An 18,633-nucleotide genomic window follows, 5' to 3' on the forward strand; every position below is an offset into this window, starting at 1 on the left:
ATCAATTGATAAGTACTGCAAAAGAATGCAAGCGTTTTGCAGTGATGCTGCAATCCTTTTGCAGTGGTACTGCAACCTCTTTGCAGTGGTTCTGCAATCTGTTTGCAGTGGCTTTGCAATCTGTTTGCAGTGGCTTTGCAATCTGTTTGCAGCGGCTTTGCATTTCCATTGCAGTAACGTTGGCAGCCGGCAATCGGCATGAAAAAGAAAATCGCCCTCGAATATCTCCGAATAAATCCTTGATTTTCATAACCGTTATCCGAAATAAATCTTATCTTTGCAACTGCCAAATAAATTGTATGATATGAATCAACCGGACCGATATATCCGTTTTGACTGGGCGGTGAAGCGCCTCCTTCGCCAGAAAGCCAACTTCGGTGTGCTCGAAGGCTTCCTCACCGTACTTTTGGATGAGGAGGTTACCATCATCGAGTTGCTTGAGAGCGAGAGCAACCAGCAGGCCGCAGATGACAAGTTCAACCGTGTGGACATCAAAGCACTGAACAGCAAGGGCGAAATCATCATCGTGGAGATACAGAACACCCGCGAGTTGTACTACTTGGAGCGCATCCTCTATGGCGTTGCCAAAGCCATCACCGAGCATATCAGCTTGGGCGAGCGTTACTATGCCGTGAAGAAGATTTACTCCGTCAGCATCCTCTACTTCGACATCGGTAAGGGGAACGATTACCTTTATCACGGCCAGAACACCTTTACAGGTGTTCATACGGGCGACCATTTGGAAATCACCACGAAAGAAAAGAACGCCATCGTTCATAAACTTCCCGCCACTATCTTTCCCGAATACTTCCTGATTCGCGTGAATGAGTTCAATAAAGTGGCCGTCACTCCTCTGGAGGAGTGGATAGAGTATCTGAAGACGGGTTGTATCCGTCCCGATACCCAGGCTCCGGGCCTGGGTGAAGCGCGTCAGAAACTGATTTATTACAACATGTCTCCTGCAGAGCGTCATGCCTATGACGAGCATCTCAGTGCGATGATGATACAGAACGACGTACTGGACGGGGCGAAGTTGGAAGGCCGAATGGAAGGCAGAATGGAAGGCAGAATGGAAGGCCGAATGGAAGGCCGAATGGAAGGTCGGATGGAAGGGCTTGCAGAGGGGCGCATGGAAGGGCTTGCAGAGGGCTTGGAGAAAGGGCGAGAAGAGGAACGTTTTGCCACTGCCCGTAAAATGAAGGCTAAAGGAATAGACAATGCTGTAATATCCGATATTACCGGACTTGGCAGTGAGGATATAGACAAGCTTTAGCTGGCACTTTGCAAAGATTCTTAAGAGATTGTTTAAGAGCCTGTTTGCAGAAAATTTAAAACAGGTTCTTGAATTTTGTGACACTTGTCACATTCCGTTATACAGAGAGATTTGCTGTAAATAGTTCTTCTTTTCTGATGTTATCGTAATTTTCTTCCTTATAACACATGTAATCAAGATGGGTGATACCTTTCTCTTGCGGAGGTAATCATAAGCGGACAGCTATTGCCTATATATTTCCCGGAGATATCCTTCACCGCTGTCTCTTGAAAAGGGAAGAGGTTTCACTGGAAAAGCCGATAGATAGGGTATTTCAGAAAGAAGTGAAAGATGTGGAAGCGGAAAATGTCATAATAATAATCCGTGCAATCATTTGCATAATGTCAGTTGTTCCATCATCTGAGCGAGCGTCAGGGGATTTGCTCCTTTACCATCAACTCTTTCCAGTTCTTTTTTCGGTTGTCCTCGTCTATGAATATGTATATGAACTCTATGACGGTGTTCTTTTTCGAGTACAGTTCCTTCAACAGCGGAATCAGCTTGTGACAAGGAGCACACCAAGATGTCGAGAAGATGACAAAAGTATATTTCGTGATGTCCGAAACGATGTATTCCTTTTTTAGAAGTAGGATATGCGGCAATCATCTTTTCATATCGCAAGAAGGTGTGCTCTTCATCTTCTTTTCGGTATATCCGGTAGTCATCGTGCCATACATTTAATTCCCCTATGATTTCACGGGACGGATTGAGGATGGGTGTATTAGGACAAGCGTAACACTTTGTTCTGTGCTCCTGCTTGCGTGAATACAGGCAGATTAATAGAATGATTTTAGCAGATGTTTGTTCTTTGTTGTTTCGGTTTATAAGATTAGGGAAAGATAAACAGAAGCAGCGTTGCCGTAGCTTGTACGAGGTAACGCTGCTTGCTGCTTGACAGATTAAAGAGTATTACGGGTTAGGAATATCCATCGGCTCCACATTGTTTTCGGAACCGGCATAGCCCGGAGTCTGATTGATGTGTCCCTCTGTGTTTGTGGCGATGGCCTTTTCGGCAATGGGCCACAGCACGTGGTGCGGAGAGAGCGTGTATTCCAGTCCTGTCTTGTTCTTCACGCCTTTGTTGTAGAACTCCGTACGGTCCATGATGCGGTTGTAGAAGTAGTTGTTCTGTGTGAAGTTGTCCATGCTGTAGGTGCGGCCCTTCTCGTCGGCTTTCCCGGTCTTGGCAAAGAGGAAGGCGATGCGGGTCAGCTCGCACTTGCGGGGCTCTTCGTAGAACAGCTCGCGGGCGCGTTCGTCCAGAATCTGGCTGATGTTCACCTCACTTGCATCCAGCGGACGGGCATTGGCGCGCTTACGCACCACGTTCAGGTCTTGGGCAGCAAGGTCGGTCTTGCCCATCCAGGCGTAGGCTTCGGCACGCAGCAGGTAAGTCTCTGCCAAGCGGAACACATACCAGTCGGCCCAGCCTCCACGCCACCAACCGGCTTTCTGGTCGGGGATGTTGGACTTGTAGTGGGGCCAGCCGCTCCATGCGCGGATGGTGTCCGGCGAGAGGATAGTGCCGTTGTCGGCATACAGGCGGACGTTTTGTCCGAACCAGCTCTTGTCCTTCATGTCGGGGTTGTTGTACTTCAGGTCGCTGACGTGCATCCAGTTGCCCGGCTTGCGGCGATAGTCTTCGTATTCACCTTCGGTATTTTTTTCCCAAATCATGTACTGGTGATACCAGGTGGCGCGGAGCGTGTTCAGGCCGCGGCCGTATTCCACGAGGTAGGGGTTCTTCGTCTCGTTGTTGTCGGCAAAGCCATTCTCGCCGGCAGGTGTCTTCAGCTGGTTGGCTGCGGAGTACCAAGGAATAATCTGGCGCTTGATTTCCAGGCCGGCTGCCGAGCGCATGTCACTGCCGGCATCGTAGCGGTCGATGCTGATGTAGAGCACTTCCTTGTTTTCGGGCAGCGCCTTGTTGTCTGGCTGGTGCAAGTCCCATACCACGTCTTTCTCTGCCAGGTTTTTGTCCACACCGAAGCGTTCGGTCATCAGGCGGTGAACGCCGTCACCTATCACTTCGTTGACAGAGGCTACGGCATCCTCAAACTCGCCCAGTGCGAGGTTTATCTTTGTCAGCAGGTGGTAGGCGGCTGCCTTGGTCACCTGGCCGATGTAGACATCGTTGGAGAGGAACGGAGCGTAAGTGTCGAGGTCGTTCTTCAGATAGCGCAGGATGGCTTCGCGCTTGGTGGTGTTGAAGTCGTAGCGCGGCCCCAGTACTTCGTGTACAATGAAAGGCACATCGCCATACTGATGTACCAAACGGTAGTAGCGGTAAGCGCGGTGGAAGGCGGCAAGGCCCAGCACTTCGTTTTTCTTTCTTTCATCCATGTCTACGCCTTCGGCACGGTCGAAGATGGTGTTGGCATCCTTGATGCCCTTGTACAGGTAGGTCCAGTAGTTATTGATTTGACTGGCATTGCCCATCAGGCTGGCCGATGGGGTAATTTGACGTGTCAGGTCTACCGGAGCGTTGGAGGCATCGGTACGTCCGTTCACGCCCATCTCGGAGAAGAAGTACTCCGACAGAATGTCGGGGTCGGCAGAGCCTGCCGTGGGATAGAAGTCGAAGTAACGCGCATCGCGGTTCAGCATATCGGTACTGGTTTTCAGTCCCTCGTAGGTGTTGAACGTATTTTCTGGAGTAAAGAAAGAGAGCGGCTTGGGGTCCAGCCAGTCGGAACAGCCGGTGGCGGTGAACATCACCCCCAGCATGCCGGCGTATCCTAATGTATGTTTAATCAAACTTTTCATATTTTTGTTTATCTATATGTTATAATGTCATGTTAATACCAAAAGTTACGGTTCTCGGTGTATTGGCATCCGAGTGTTCGGGGTCGTAGGCTGGCCAGCCGGTGAAGTAACCCAGGTTCTTCACGGTCAGGTTTAGGCGCAACGCTTCCAGTTTCACGGGCTTCAGCAGGTTCTTGGGGAAGCTGTAGCCGAACGAGAGATTGTCGATACGCATGAAGGAGGCCTTCTTATAGATGTAGTATGTGATACCGCTGGGGCTTTTGGCAGACAGACGCGGATAGTCGTTGATGGGGTTTTCGGCAGTCCAGTAGTCACACTTTATCTGGTTCACGGTGTTCAGCAGGGCGTTGTTGTTGGTAAAGCGGTTTTGCTTCTTGATGTGCCCCAGGTAGGAATACATACTGAAAGAGATGTCGAAGTTCTTGAAGAGCGTGAACTCGTTGCGCATGTTCCAGCGTACCTTCGGAGTGGTATTGCCAAGGAACACTTTGTCGTCGTTGCTGTACTTATAGTTCTTGTCCGCGTCTAAGATTTTCGGGTCGCCCGGAATCTGGCCGTACTTGGCGGCCTCTTCGCGTTCGTTCTCCTGCCATACGCCTATGAATTTAAAGCTCCAAACTTCATCCAGTGCATGGTCGATGAAGTAGCCTTTGTCAATGTCATTGGCCTCTTTCTGTCCGATTACGTTGCCGTTCTCGTCTTTCACGTCTTCCATCACGCCATACAGGTGTTTGATGGTGTTCTTGTTGTAGGCGAGGTTGAAAGTGGTGCGCCAGGTCAGTACATTGTTCTGGATATTGGTGGAGTGCAGGGAGAGTTCCACACCGCGGTTCCATACTTCACCGATGTTGGATTTCACGCTGGGATAACCTATGATGGTAGGCAGCTGGCGGTCATTCAGCAGGTCTGTCGTGCTCTTGTGGTAGATGTCGATGCCTCCACCCAGGCGACCTCCCAGTGTAGTAAAGTCAAGACCGATGTTGTAGGACGTGGTCTTTTCCCATTTCAGGTGTGGATTGGCCATGCTGTTGCAGTAGAAGGTGTTGGCATTTACCAGTTCGCCTGTCTTCTGGTCGATGTAGAGGTATTTCATGGCGCGCAGCTGCATCAGGGCAGCATATTCGCCTACCGAGCGGTTACCGTTCTCACCGTAGGAGAGGCGCAGCTTGGCATAGTCCAGCCAGTTGACGTTCAGATTCTTGAAGAAAGGCTCTTCGGTGAAGACCCATCCCAATGCCACGGAGGGGAATGTAGCCCACGGATTTTCCTGGCCGAAAGCGGAATAACCGTCGCGGCGTACGGTGGCAGTAATCAGGTAGCGGTCGGCAAACGAATAGTGCAGACGTGCCATCATGGCAGCACCGGTGCGGTAAATGTCATTGGAACCTACATTAGGCACGGTACCGAATTCGATGCCGTGGAAGCCTAAGTTGTCGCTCGGCTGGAAAGCCTCGTTTTCGGCTTGTGTTCTCCAGCGTTGGAACTTCTCCCAGTTCAGCAATCCGGTGAAGTCCAGCGAGTGCTTACCGAAACTCCTGTTCCATTTCAGCATGTTGTCCCATTGCCAGTAGAAGTCTTTCTGTGTCCAACGGTTGACGTAGCCACCTTGTGCACCCGAACCGGGATGGTCGGCACTTTTGTGGAACATGTAGTTCACCCATTCAAAACGGGGAGAGTAAGTGGTCTGCAAAGAGAAGCCCAGAGGCAAATCAAATTTCAGATAGAGAGAAGCGTTCAGGTTTTCGTAGTCTTTCTTTTTATCTGTATAGACCATATTCAGCAGGGGGTTGGTGGCGTTGTTGTTGGAGTTGGGATAGTAAGTCAGGTTTCCTTCCTCGTCGTACACGTTGCCGTATGGAGAAAGTGCCGTACTCCATGTGGCATACGAATTGATTTGAGTTTCGGCCGTATTATTGCTGTCATACGGCATCTTGCCTTCGTTGCGCGAGGTGAACTGTGCATTGACACCGTATGTAAGGAAGTCCTGTACCTTGTTCTGCAGGTTTACACGGGCACGGATGGCGCTGTATTCGCTGCCTACATTGTTGCTTTCGTTCTTAAGGTAGTTGATGGAGGTATAATAGGACATCTCTCCTTTCTTACCCGATACGCTCAGCGTATAGTCTTGGCGCAAAGCAGTCTGCTGCGTCAAGTCTTTCCAATCTACGGTGCGACCGGCCATGTAGTTGTCAATTTCCACACTTTCCAATCTCAGGCGGGTCAGCCATACGCGCGTGGGATCACCCGTATCGGAGCCCATCCATTCGGCCAATTCGGTATTGGTCATGTTGGCAGGGTTGTCGAAGTAGCCCGTAGCAGCTTGTTCATACTGCTGGCTTTTCATCACGTCCTGGCGGAGGTTGATGAAGTCTTGTCCTTGGTAGACTTCGGGGCTGGAGTGTACCATGTTCCATCCCCAGCTTCCGTTGAAGCTGATGGTGGGTTTGTCACCACCGCCCTTTTTGGTGGTGATGAGCACCACACCGTTGGCAGCTTGCGCACCGTAAACGGCTGTGGAACTGGCATCTTTCAGTACATCCACGCGCTCAATGTCGTTCGGGTTGATGTCGGTCATCTGACCGCTGAAGATAACGCCGTCCAATACCAGCAATGGGGCTGTGCTGGCAGCAATAGAGCCTTTACCGCGAATCAGCATGGAGCTGTTTCCCTTGGCATCCGTCTCCATACCTACAGAAAGGCCTGCCACGCCCGTGCGGAGCATGTCTTGGATGGTCTGGCGTTGTTCTTTCTCCATGTCCGTACCTTTAATGGAGGCAACGGCACCGGTCAGGTCGGACTTCTTCATCGTACCGTAACCCACTACGACCACTTCCTGCAACATCTCGCTGTCTTCTTTCAGGATGATTTTTGCCGGAACGGCATTCGTCTTGAAGGTCTGCGGTGTGTAACCGATGAAGGTCACCTGGATTTCAGACTTGGAGTTGACCGACAGCTTGAAGCGTCCGTCCAGGTCGGTGATAACTCCGTTCGTGGTGCCCACCTCAAGGACATTGGCACCAATTACCGGTTCGCCCAGGTTATCCACTACCTCGCCCGAGACAGTGACCTTCCAGTCTTGTGCCGACATTGGCAGGCAGAAGAGAACCAGTAACAATAAAAACACGTACTTTTTCAAATTCATTTTTTTAATTTAGATTAGGATTTAAAATAATTGTGAATTGTGTATATTTGTAATATTTAAATTCTTATGTGGTGCTTTTCTGTGTATTCTTGATTAAGAAACTCTTTAAGGCTTCCGTACTTGCTGTTTGTTATTATTTTCTTTATATCTTTTTAATGTTTTATGATTTATAAATCGGTAATGCAAAATTGTACCTTTATATAAAGAAAGATTTACTGTATTTGTTTTTTCTTTTACTGAAATTAAAGTTGTGTTATATGTATTTGATAAACAGTGGTTTGTGTTATGTGGAAACAATGCAGATTTATACGGATGAATACTTGCTCTCTTGAAAAACAGCGATATTCTGAAGAAAAAAAGCGCATAACACACCATTGAATACAGAATTCTGAAAAGAGATAATCTGTATTTAATGGCGCGTTACGCGCTTGGCTAGAGTGATAGAAAAAGGTAGTTTTTCTTCTCTTATGTGTATTTCTTTTTGACCACTAGCACTGCTGCAATGATACCTATCACCAGCAGTGCCAGTGCTCCGTAAGCTATGCCTTCCGTCACATGCAGGCTGGTGGGGTCAAAGCGCATTTCGATGGTGTGCTGTCCGGCAGGAACATACATTGTGCGCAAGATGTAGTCGGCGCGTGCCAGTTCGGCAGGTTGTCCGTCGACGGTTACGTGCCATCCGTCCGGATAATAGACTTCGGAGAATACGGCAATGCCGTCTTGGACATTGTTTGTTTCATACGTCAGGCGGTTGGGGGCATAGCTTGTCAGGCAGATGCTGGAGAGGCTGTCTTTATAGCTTTCCGTGGTGCCTTTCAGTATGTCCTTGAAGCGGGCGTCCACTACGGCTGTCTCCGTGGGCATGATGTTGTGCAGGGCATCAATCTCTTCGTTGGCGTTGTTTACATACTGCACCTTGTTTACAAACCATGCATTGCCGTAGGCGTGCGGGTTGAGGATAGGAACGGTTTGTCTTTGCTGTCCTGCAGGGAAAATGAAGTATTTGGTGTTCAGCATGTTCAGTATGCGGAATTTATTGGCATCCACGCTGTCCATCTCACCTCCGGCAGCGGCAATGGCTTTGTAGGCCGCCTGCATTTCGGGAGAGATATGATGTTCTATCATCTCCTGGTAGCGGCGCAGCTTGGCCGGGTGATAACCGCCGACACTTTTGTGCCAGTAGGAGGTGTTGTTGTCATCGAAGGTGCTGGTGGCAAAGTTCAATACACGATAGTCCAAGGTGGTATCCTGCAGTATCAACTCGTCTGTATTTGTCTTGGTGAAGGTTTCCGTACGGATGGAATGAGGCACGAACTGGGCGTCGTTCAGATAGCGCTTGTTGACTCCCCACATATCTGCCAGGCAGAGTATGGTGATACCGGCAATGGTCAGCGAACTGCGCAGTTTGCCGCTGGCGTAGAGCAAGAGCAGGCTGCAACCGATGCCTATGATGATGAAGCTCCGCAGGGCGTCGCTACTGACGAGTTCGGCACGCATCTCTTCCAGGTTGGCAAGGATACCGGAGAGTTCGTTGGCGGGTATCATCTGCTGGTTGACGGCATTCTGCAGCATCTGCGCTTCCTGAGCGGGCACGTAGCCGGAGCCAATACTGCCCGGAGCAACAGCAAGCAGCAGGGCAATGCCTGCGGTGAACAGCAGGCTGATGCCGAGGGGCTTCTTTTCTTGCTTCAGGATTTCCGGCTCTTCGAGCAGGCGTTTTAGGGCAAAGATTGCCAGCAAAGGTATCGTGAACTCCGCTATGACAAGGATGGAGGACACGGCACGGAACTTATTGTACAACGGGACGTAATCGATGAAGAAATCCGTCAGCGGCATAAAGTTCTTGCCCCAGGACAGGACGATGGAGAAGAAGGTGGCTCCTATCAATGCCCACTTCAACGGCCCTTTCACGATGAAGCATCCCAGTACGAACAGGAACAGCACGAAGGCTCCTACGTAGACGGGACCCGACGTCATGGGCTGGGTGCCGAAATATTGCGTCAGCGAGCTGTACAGACTGCTGTACATGGGATTTGCCTTGCCCATGGCAATTTCACTCTGGCTGAGGGCGGTGGATGCTCCGCCTTTGAAGTTGGGCACCAGCAAGGTCAGAGTTTCGTCGATGCCGTAGCTCCATTGGGTGATATAGTCGCGGTCTAGTCCGCTGCTGGTTTGCTTGGCGGCGTCACCGGTTTGCACCAGTTCGCTTTTGCCGCGCATGGTTTCTTTGCTGTAAGCATAGGTGTGATAGAGGTTGGATACGTTGACGGCTATTCCGACGAGAGCTGCCACAATCAGTACGGCGCTTGCCTTGAAGAACTGGGGCAATGTCTTGGTACGCCATGCTTTCTCGAAGTAGGCTCCCACGAAGAAGAGGATGACGAAGAAGAAGTAATAGGACATCTGCACGTGGTTCGAGGTGATTTGCAGGGCTACGAACAAGGCGGTGAGGATGCCTCCCCATAACAGTTTCCCACGATAGGCGAGCACGATGCCCGCTATGGTGGGCGGCACGTAGGCAAGGGTAATGAACTTCCAGATGTGTCCGGCGGATATCAGGATGAAGAAATAGGACGAGAATGCCCACATTATACCGCCCAGTCCGGCCAGCCAGACCGGTATGCCGAAGACACGTAGTAGGATGTAGAAGCCGGTCATCAGTATGAACGTGAGGCACACATAGTCGGGCAGGAAGAGTTGGTAGGCTTTCTGTACCCACTGCAGTGACTTGGTGGAGTCATACGAAGGGGCTATCTGATACATGGGCATACCGCCGAACAGCGAGTTTGTCCAACGGCTGCGTTCGCCCGTCTGTTCGTAATACTCCTTGACTTCTTGTCCTGCTCCTGCTCCCGCAGCTGTGTCGTGCTGAAAGAGAATACGGTTTTCTATATCCGCCGGGAAGAAGTAGGCGAAGGAAAGGAGGACGAATGCCAGTATGGCAATAAGGTCGGGAAGAAGCTTCTTCATGAGTTATAAGTTATAAGTTATCAATTAATCAATTGTGGGGCAAAGATAGTGCAAACCGAATATAGAACTTTCATGCTTGCATGAAAAAGTTCTGTTGAGGTGCAGTCTATCTTCACTTTTGTGGCAAAGATACATAAATGCAGATTGTTATTGTCACGTTGTCGGCAGAATGTTGTACCTTTGCCTTTCCAAAAAAGACTAAAGGGGATGTCAAAAGTATATAAACACTTTTATTATGTTATCGTATTTAGGCGTGGATTCAGCAAATTAAATCTGTGAAATCTATGTAATTCACGCCTGAAAGAAAGTATTAAGAGAATGTTGACATACCCTCATGCTTTAATGATAATGTATAAGCTTAAATTAGGACAGAATGACGATAGGGATAATCAGTGCAATGGACAACGAACACTGCCGTTTGGTGGAGCGCTTGCAGGATAAGAAGACGTTGGGTGATGGAAGTTTCCGCTATGTGGAAGGTACATTGGGCGGTAACCATGTAATCTTGACGCAATGTGGCATTGGTAAGGTGAGTGCGGCGATAGGAGCCTCGGAACTGATACGGCACTTTTCTCCGGACTGCCTCGTCAGTACCGGTGTGGCGGGCGGCATTGATGCTTGCCTGAGGGTGACTGATGTAGTGGCAAGCCAACGTCTGGTGTATCATGACGTTTGGTGCGGCGACGGTAATGAGTATGGACAAGTACAAGGTTTCCCCACCTTTTACGAGGGCTGTCCATCTCTGTTGAAACATGCCTTGGCGTTGAACGAAGCCGGAATGGAAAGCTGCATTCACAGCGGGCTTGTCTGCACCGGCGACCAGTTCATCACTAATCGTATGGAGCTGGAGACTATCAAGCAACGTTTTCCTGACGGTCTTGCCGTTGATATGGAGTCTGCTGCCATTGCCCAGACTTGCTATCTGTACAATGTTCCTTTTCTCAGCTTCCGCATCATTAGCGACACGCCCGGAGTAGAAGACCATGCTTCGCAGTATGCTGATTTTTGGGGAACCATGGCAGAGCGTTCATTCCTCACGATATGGACCTTCCTCTCCACCCTTCCCGGTAATTTATAACTCATAACTTATAACTCATGAAGAAGATTCCCAGTTTTACAATTGACCACATCCGCTTGTTGCGCGGTATTTACGTATCCCGCCAGGATGAAGTGAACGGAGAAACAGTCACTACTTTCGACATCCGTATGAAAGAACCCAACCGCGAGCCTGCCTTGGGACAAGGTGCTCTGCATACTATCGAACATCTTGCCGCCACCTACCTGCGCAACGACCCGCAGTGGCAGGACAAGATTATCTATTGGGGCCCCATGGGCTGCCTCACCGGTAATTATCTGCTGATGAAGGGTGACTTGAAGCCGCAGGACATACTGGCACTGATGCAAGATACCTTCCGTTTTGTTGCCGAATATGAAGGTGAAGTTCCCGGTGTCGCTCCGCAAGATTGTGGTAATTATCTGCTCCACGACCTGCCGATGGCTAAATGGGAGTCTGCCAAATACTTGCATGAGGTATTGGAACAAATGAAAGAGGAGAATATGAAATATCCGGAAAAAGAAGAAAAATAAGGGATTAAGGATAAAGGATAAGGGATAAGGGATAAGGGATAAGGGATTACTGGGGTCGCATAGACTTTAATATAGGCATAACCCCATCCTTAATCCCTTATCCTTTATTATCACACAATCTCAATCCCCTGCTTCTTGCAAAGTTGTAATCCCAGGTCTTTCAACTTGAATTTCTGTATCTTGCCACTTCCCGTCATGGGGAATTCTTCGATGAAGAAGATATACTTGGGTATCTTGTAGCGTGATATTTTGCCGATGCAGAAGTCTCGTACATCCGATTCGTGCATATCCACTCCTTCGTGCAGGATGATGAAAGCGCCTACGGCTTCACCGTACTTTTTAGACGGAATACCGGCTACTTGCACATCTTTTACGCCTTCCAGTTGATAGAGGAACTCTTCTATTTCGCGCGGATAAATATTCTCACCACCGCGGATAATCATGTCCTTGATGCGCCCTGTGATGCGGTAATTGCCGTCCTCGTCCTTTACTCCAAGGTCTCCCGAGTGCAGGAAGCCGTTCTTGTCAATGACTTCGGCTGTAGCTTCCGGGTTTTTGTAGTACCCTTTCATGGTGTTGTAGCCGCGGTTGCACATTTCACCTTGTACGCCTACAGGACATTCTTCTCCGGTTTCGGGGTCGATGACTTTTACTTCCGTATGCTCAAAGTCGTGCCCTACGGTGTTGCAACGTACGTCGAACGGGTCGTCTATCCGGGTGGCCGTCATTCCGGGAGCAGCTTCGGTCAGCCCGTAAACGCTGGTTACCTTCATGTACATTTTCTCTTCCACCTGCTTCATCAGCTCTACCGGGCAGAGGGAACCTGCCATGATGCCCGTACGGAGGCTGGACATGTCGAACATATCGAACATCGGATGGTTCAGTTCGGCAATGAACATGGTGGGTACGCCGTAAAGCGCCGTGCAGCGTTCCTTGTGAATGGAAGCGAGCACTACCAGCGGGTTGAAGCGTTCCACCATTACTTCTGTGCAGCCGTGTGTCAGGCAGTTCATGGTGGCAAGTACCACACCGAAGCAATGGAACAATGGTACACAGACGCAAAGTTTGTCATCGGCGGTAAACTTCATGTGTTCACCGGTAAGAAAGCCATTGTTGGCAATGTTGTAGTGGGTAAGCATGACACCTTTCGGAAATCCTGTAGTGCCGGACGTGTATTGCATGTTCACTACATCGTGGCAGGTCACCTGACTCTTGAGCTCATTCAGGCGTTTGTCTTCTATATTGTCGCCCAAGAGGAGTATTTCGGTGGTATTGTACATGCCCCGGTGCTTTTCTTGGCCCACATAGATGACGTTTTTCATATAAGGGAAACGTTCGCTTTTCAGGTGTCCGCGCTGGCAGGTTTTCAGTTCCGGAAGCATGGTATAAGTCATCTGCACAAAGTCACTGTCCTTTTCGCCATTGACGATGCAGAGGGTATGCATGTCGGAGTTCTGGCAGAGATATTCCAGTTCAGACTGTTTGTAGTTGGTGTTCACCGTTACGTAGACAGCACCAATCTTGGCGCAAGCGTATAACAGAGTCAGCCAGTCGGGTACGTTGGCTGCCCAGATGCCTACGTGTGTTCCCCGTTCCACGCCGATGGCAATCAGTCCTTTGGCCATGTCGTCCACCCGGCGGTTGAACTGGCTCCAGGTGAAACGCAGGTTGCGGTCGGAGTAAACGATATATTCTTTGTCTGGTGTTGTCGCGGCCCAATGTTCCAACCATTGGCCGAGGGTGCGTTCGTATAGCATAATAGAATTGAAAGTTAAAATCTTGTCCGGCACTCTTTTGAGCGTTCTTTCATAAGGATGTTTTTCTGTTTTTACGAGCAACATAGTGAGCCATGTGACAGATAAAAACAGAAAAACAGACTGGAAGAAATCTGAGAAGAAGCCGGAAAAGTGCTTTTTGAAGAAAAATTAAACAGGCTCTAATCAAATGGGTGTGTAAATCACTGCAAGAATCTTGGCTGCCTGTCCCTGATAGGCATGCACATGGTGGGGCACGATAGAGTCGTAATAGATGCTGTCGCCCTCCTCCAGCAGGTAAGTGTTCTTGCCGTAGCTGATTTCCATGATGCCCGCCATCACCAGGATAAACTCCTCGCCCTCGTGCGAGGAGAGTACAAAGTCGCAATCGTCTGTGGCAGCCACATCGATGATGAACGGCTCCATGTGGCGGTCGGCTTTCGACCTCGAGAGCGAGTGATACTCCATGTGCTTGCGGCTGTGGATGGCATTGTTGGAGAAACTGATGCTGTTCTGCGCCTCGTTCTTGCGGCAGACCACAGGTCCGTTCTCGTCTTGGTCGTCAAGGAAGGTGCCCAACCGCACCCCCAGCACGCGCGCTATCTTGATGAGAGGAGCCAGTGACGGAAGGTCGATATTGTTTTCTATACGTTCAATCTGTTCGATGGCAAGTCCCGAACGTTGTGACAGTTCTTCCATGCTGATAGATTGGCTTTCGCGGAGCGATTTAATCTTTTCTCCTACAATTTTGCTGGTGTCCATAATGGTAATCAATCTCTAAGGTTATGATTTATAATTGTTAAATTGCAAAAATAAGAGAATCTTTGGCTTGTTGCAACATTCTTGGAAAAAAAAGTTTGTTTTGTGGCCGCAGCTCATTTAAAACAGACTTTTACGCTGGCTGCGTTTGAAAAAGGTATAAGATATGGAGGAGGTGCGGCTTAGGTATTTGCAGGACACTTATATATAATAAATGTATAGTCAGGCAATTTATTCATCTGGTTGTGCACAGTTATGTTGCGAAACGAAGAGTTTAATTCGTTAGACATCTGTCTAATGAGAAAAAATGGCGTTCGAAGATATTAAAAGACGGAAGGAGAAGCTAAAAGATGCGCGTTTTCTAATATGGAGTCGTGCAGATAAAAGTTCAAATAGGTTTCTATTAAGGAAACATACGACATTGAAAATGTAAAGTATCATTCAGTCCCCCACAGGAGCGCGCCCCTGTGGGGGACTGAATAGTTGCTGATGTGCTGTGATTTCTAAAGGTTTATTAAAATCAAAATGTCTGTCATCACTAAATTCGATTATTAAGTTAGTTCCGAGGGTACTTTGGTCGGCAAATCGGCGCTTCTTCAACACCGATGAACCGCTTTGAAAACGGAAGGCTTTCCGGCAGATGCCATCGCACGGCGCAGCCGAGCAATCGTAGAAATAGCAGGAAGAATTACATGCTGATTATCAACGGATAACAGGCACAAATATCTATCGTCTCAAACACTTATGTCTATCAAACCGAACCAATATGGAGGTGCGCCAAAAACCACCACAGATTACTCAGATTCGCACAGACTCTTCTTTAAATTTCTCATAATCAAATCAAACAATCTGAGAAATCTGTAATAAAACCCTATTGGGGGCACACCGCCGGTATTGTATATATAAATAAGGTATATATGCAAATAGGTAGAATCACAGTCACCTCAATTATAAGAAAATTGCCTATTTACAGAGACATTTTAAAAACATAAAGGAGGAAGAAGAATTTATGGAACGATTTTTTTCTTTTATATGCCAAAATATCCTATATTTGCCACCGTAATCTTAATAAATTCAAAAAGGGTCTAAGTTCCCTCGGAACTAACTTAATAATCGAATTTAGTGATGACAGACATTTTGATTTTAATAAACCTTTAGAAATCACAGCTATGTTAAAACTGCTAAAATCAGTCAGTATGATGCTGTTCCTCATGGGGCTTTCCACCGGAGCAGCTTACGCAGTTTCCAATACGGGAACTGACGATGTGCGAATCACACAACAGAGTGCTACGTGTACGGGTGTCGTAACAGACTCCACAGGCGAAACCGTCATCGGTGCGTCCGTCGTGGTGAAAGGTACTACCAACGGTACCATTACCGGTCTCAATGGTGATTTCACTTTGAACAACGTGAAGAAGGGCGACATCATCCAAATCTCTTTCGTGGGTTACAAGACCATAGAAGTGGCTTGGGACGGCAAACCCATCAAAGTGAGCATGGAGGACGACTCTCAGACGTTGCAGGAAGTGGTGGTAACCGCCCTCGGCATCAAGCGCGAGAAGAAAGCGTTGGGTTACGCCATGCAGGAAGTGAAGGGTGACGCTTTGGTGGCTGCCCGCGAAACCAATTTGGCGAACGCCTTGAGTGGTAAGGTGTCCGGTGTGCAGATTATCCGTTCAAGTAACGGTCCTGCCGGTTCTTCTAAAATCCAGTTGCGTGGTGCCAACTCTGTGACGGGTACCAACCAGCCGTTGATTGTGGTCGATGGAACGCCACTGGATAACTTCACCGGCGCCGACAACAATGACTTTTGGAACCCATCTACCGATATGGGTAACGGCCTTTCGGATATCAATGCCGAGGACATCGAATCCATGTCAGTATTGAAAGGTGCATCTGCCGCCGCCCTCTACGGTTCGCGCGCCGGTAATGGCGTCATCTTGATTACTACCAAGAAAGGTTCGCAGAACCCGGGTCTGGGTATCACCATCTCCAGCTCTATCTCCATCGAGGACGTATTCATGAAGCCCGACCGCCAGATGCTCTTCGGTCAAGGTTCCGATGGCATTTATAACGCGCAAAGCGGTAGTAACTGGGGACCGGTCATCGACGGCAAGATGGTGGAGGACTGGGAAGGAAAGTCTGTTCCTTTCAAGTACTACGACAACGTGGGAAACTTTTTCAAGACAGGCGTCAACGCCACGGAGAACGTCGCTTTCTCGCAGCAGTACAACAAGACTTCCGTCTATACCTCTTTTACCAGACTGGATGACTTCTCCAAGATTCCGGGTGCAGACTACAAGCGTACCAATGTGACTACCCGCATTGCCTCTACCTTTGGTAAGGACGACCGTTGGAGCATTGACGGTAAAGTGCAGTACATCAACTCTTACGCCAAGAACCGTCCCATCTCCGGTCAGAATGCAAACAACTATTTCTATGCCATGTACTCCTTCCCGCTCACGATGGACATTACCCGCTTCAAGCAGGCTGTGGATCCGACGGACGGCAGCATGTACTGGTGGGCAAAAGGTAACAGCCGTAACCCCTACTGGTCCAAGGATCACAGTACTAACGAGGATAGCCGTAACCGTTTCTTGATGAACTACTCGATGAAATATCAGTTCACAGATTGGTTGAACGCTGAAATTCGTTTCGGCAGCGATATGTACTACACTGAAACCGAAACCAAGCTGACTTCCGGCGGACCGGATTCTGAAACAGGCCGTTACAGCGTGGGCGAACAGAAGTTCTATGAAAACAACTACAGCTTCTTGATTACTGCACAGAAAGACCAGGTGCTTGGCAAGTTCGGTGGCGTGGTTACCTTCGGTGGTAACTTGATGCAGCGTCGTTCGACGGGTATCAGTACCTCGGCAAGCGAACTCATTGTTCCCGACCTCTTCTGGATTACCAACTCCGAGTCTTCCAAACGTGACATTTCGCAGACCCTCTCTCATCGCAAGATTAACTCCTTGTATGGTACGTTTGGCGTAAATTACGACGGTTGGGTGTTCTTGGACGGTACGTTCCGTAACGACTGGTCTTCCACGTTGAGCAAGGAAAACCGTTCCTTCTTCTATCCTTCAATCAGTGCATCGTGGGTCATCAGCGATATGGTGAACAAGACGGGACACGAAATGCCTTCCTGGTTCACGTATGCCAAGACGCGCGTCTCTTTCGCACAGGTTGGTAACGACATGGACCCCTATCAGTTGTATAACACTTACTCCATCGGTTCCGATGGTTTCACTGGCGGTGTTACAGGCAATACAGGCGGCACCTTGTACAACGACAGGGTACGCAGCGAGCTGATTTCTTCTTGGGAAGCAGGTTTGGAAGTACGTTTCTTCAACAACCGTTTGGGCTTCGACTTCGCTTGGTATAAGTCGAACGCACGTCGCCAGTTGCTGAACATGCCGATGAACTCACTTTCCGGTTACAGCCAGTATAAAATCAATGCCGGTGACATCCAAAACACAGGTATCGAAATCATGCTGAATGCCACTCCGGTGCAGACCAGAGACTTTACGTGGGATACGCAGGTGAACTTCTCGCAGAATAAGAACAAGATTATCGAACTGGAGAAAGGCATCGAGGAATATCGTCTGGGCGGTTATGACAATCTGAAAATCATTGCCAAGGCTGGCGGTAACTACGGTGAAATCTGGGGTACTACGTTCACGCGTGTGACCGATAAGAGCAGCCCTCACTACGGCAAACTGTTGCTGAATTCCAGCGGTCTGCCCCAAGGCAATTCACAGATGACGAAACTGGGTGACCAGCAGGCTACTTGCCTGGTAGGTTGGACCAACACTTTCACTTACAAAGGATTCACGCTGAGCGCATTGGTTGATGCCCGTTTCGGCGGTAAGATTTTCTCCGGTACCAACCGTGCCCTGCAATCCAATGGTACGGCAGCTTGTACCGTGGTGGGCGGCAAGCGTGAGCAATTCGTGGTTGACGGCGTGATTGCCGACGGAAACGGCGGATACAAAGTGAGCGATGTTGAGGTGACTCCGCAACAGTACTGGGCAGCCGTTACCGGCTCAACAGGTAACCTGGGTATCGGCGAGGCAAACCTTTACGATGCCTCCAACATTCGTTTGCGTAACCTCTCCTTGAGCTACGCTTTCCCCAAGAAGATGCTTTCCAAGACTCCGTTCCAGCAAATGAAGCTGGGTGTTTCCTGCAACAACGTATGGATGATTAAGAGTCACCTGAACGGTGTTGACCCCGAATCAGTCTTTGCAACAAGCACCAATGCTACCGGTTTCGAGAATATGTCTTCTCCCACTTCACGGACATACTTGTTTAATGTAACCCTTGGTTTCTAATCCTAT

At 49.1% G+C, this 18,633-nt stretch carries 11 protein-coding genes; 4 read left to right on the forward strand and 7 right to left on the reverse strand.

The window, feature by feature from the left end; translation table 11 throughout:
• Position 1: 1 nt before the first annotated feature.
• Entirely contained in the window at positions 2-250 is a 249-nt protein-coding gene (locus tag HU824_RS05780; RefSeq protein ID WP_176468352.1) for a hypothetical protein, read from the reverse strand.
• 54 nt (positions 251-304) lie between these two features.
• Here HU824_RS05780 and HU824_RS05785 point away from each other — a divergent pair, with 54 nt between their 5' ends.
• The gene (locus HU824_RS05785; RefSeq protein WP_136010020.1) at positions 305-1,273 is read left to right on the forward strand and encodes an Rpn family recombination-promoting nuclease/putative transposase; all 969 of its coding nucleotides are present in this window, start codon (positions 305-307) and stop codon (positions 1,271-1,273) included.
• Positions 1,274-1,683: 410 nt separating this feature from the next.
• Here HU824_RS05785 and HU824_RS05790 read toward each other — a convergent pair whose 3' ends face one another.
• The 4 genes from HU824_RS05790 to HU824_RS05805 all read right to left on the reverse strand — a co-directional run bounded on the left by HU824_RS05790 (position 1,684) and on the right by HU824_RS05805 (position 10,190).
• A complete protein-coding gene (locus tag HU824_RS05790) occupies positions 1,684-1,914 on the reverse strand; it encodes a thioredoxin-like domain-containing protein (RefSeq protein ID WP_176468353.1) in 231 nt (76 codons plus the stop codon).
• A 307-nt stretch (positions 1,915-2,221) separates the two neighbouring features.
• The gene (locus HU824_RS05795) at positions 2,222-4,078 is read right to left on the reverse strand and encodes a RagB/SusD family nutrient uptake outer membrane protein (protein WP_176468354.1); all 1,857 of its coding nucleotides are present in this window, start codon (positions 4,076-4,078) and stop codon (positions 2,222-2,224) included.
• A 19-nt stretch (positions 4,079-4,097) separates the two neighbouring features.
• Positions 4,098-7,220, reverse strand: coding sequence for a SusC/RagA family TonB-linked outer membrane protein (locus HU824_RS05800; protein ID WP_176468355.1), 3,123 nt, complete (start codon positions 7,218-7,220; stop codon positions 4,098-4,100).
• Between the two features lie 465 nt (positions 7,221-7,685).
• Positions 7,686-10,190: a YfhO family protein gene (locus HU824_RS05805; RefSeq protein WP_176468356.1), complete on the reverse strand. Its 2,505-nt coding sequence runs from the start codon at positions 10,188-10,190 to the stop codon at positions 7,686-7,688.
• Positions 10,191-10,563: 373 nt separating this feature from the next.
• On the opposite strand from HU824_RS05805, the gene HU824_RS05810 reads away from it, so the two are divergent.
• A complete protein-coding gene (locus tag HU824_RS05810; RefSeq protein WP_176468357.1) occupies positions 10,564-11,268 on the forward strand; it encodes a 5'-methylthioadenosine/adenosylhomocysteine nucleosidase in 705 nt (234 codons plus the stop codon).
• Positions 11,269-11,285: 17 nt separating this feature from the next.
• Entirely contained in the window at positions 11,286-11,777 is a 492-nt protein-coding gene (locus HU824_RS05815; RefSeq protein ID WP_136010026.1) for an S-ribosylhomocysteine lyase, read from the forward strand.
• Between the two features lie 110 nt (positions 11,778-11,887).
• On the opposite strand, the gene HU824_RS05820 is transcribed toward HU824_RS05815, so the two are convergent.
• Both HU824_RS05820 and HU824_RS05825 read right to left on the reverse strand, forming a co-directional pair.
• On the reverse strand, positions 11,888-13,534 hold the full coding sequence (locus HU824_RS05820; protein ID WP_176468358.1) for an AMP-binding protein: 1,647 nt from the start codon (positions 13,532-13,534) through the stop codon (positions 11,888-11,890).
• Positions 13,535-13,717: 183 nt separating this feature from the next.
• A complete protein-coding gene (locus HU824_RS05825; protein ID WP_136010027.1) occupies positions 13,718-14,293 on the reverse strand; it encodes a helix-turn-helix domain-containing protein in 576 nt (191 codons plus the stop codon).
• A 1,166-nt stretch (positions 14,294-15,459) separates the two neighbouring features.
• Here HU824_RS05825 and HU824_RS05830 point away from each other — a divergent pair.
• A complete protein-coding gene (locus HU824_RS05830; RefSeq protein WP_136010028.1) occupies positions 15,460-18,627 on the forward strand; it encodes a SusC/RagA family TonB-linked outer membrane protein in 3,168 nt (1,055 codons plus the stop codon).
• Positions 18,628-18,633: the final 6 nt, after the last annotated feature.

Source organism: Bacteroides sp. L10-4 (assembly GCF_013373675.1).
Classification (GTDB): domain Bacteria; phylum Bacteroidota; class Bacteroidia; order Bacteroidales; family Bacteroidaceae; genus Bacteroides; species Bacteroides muris.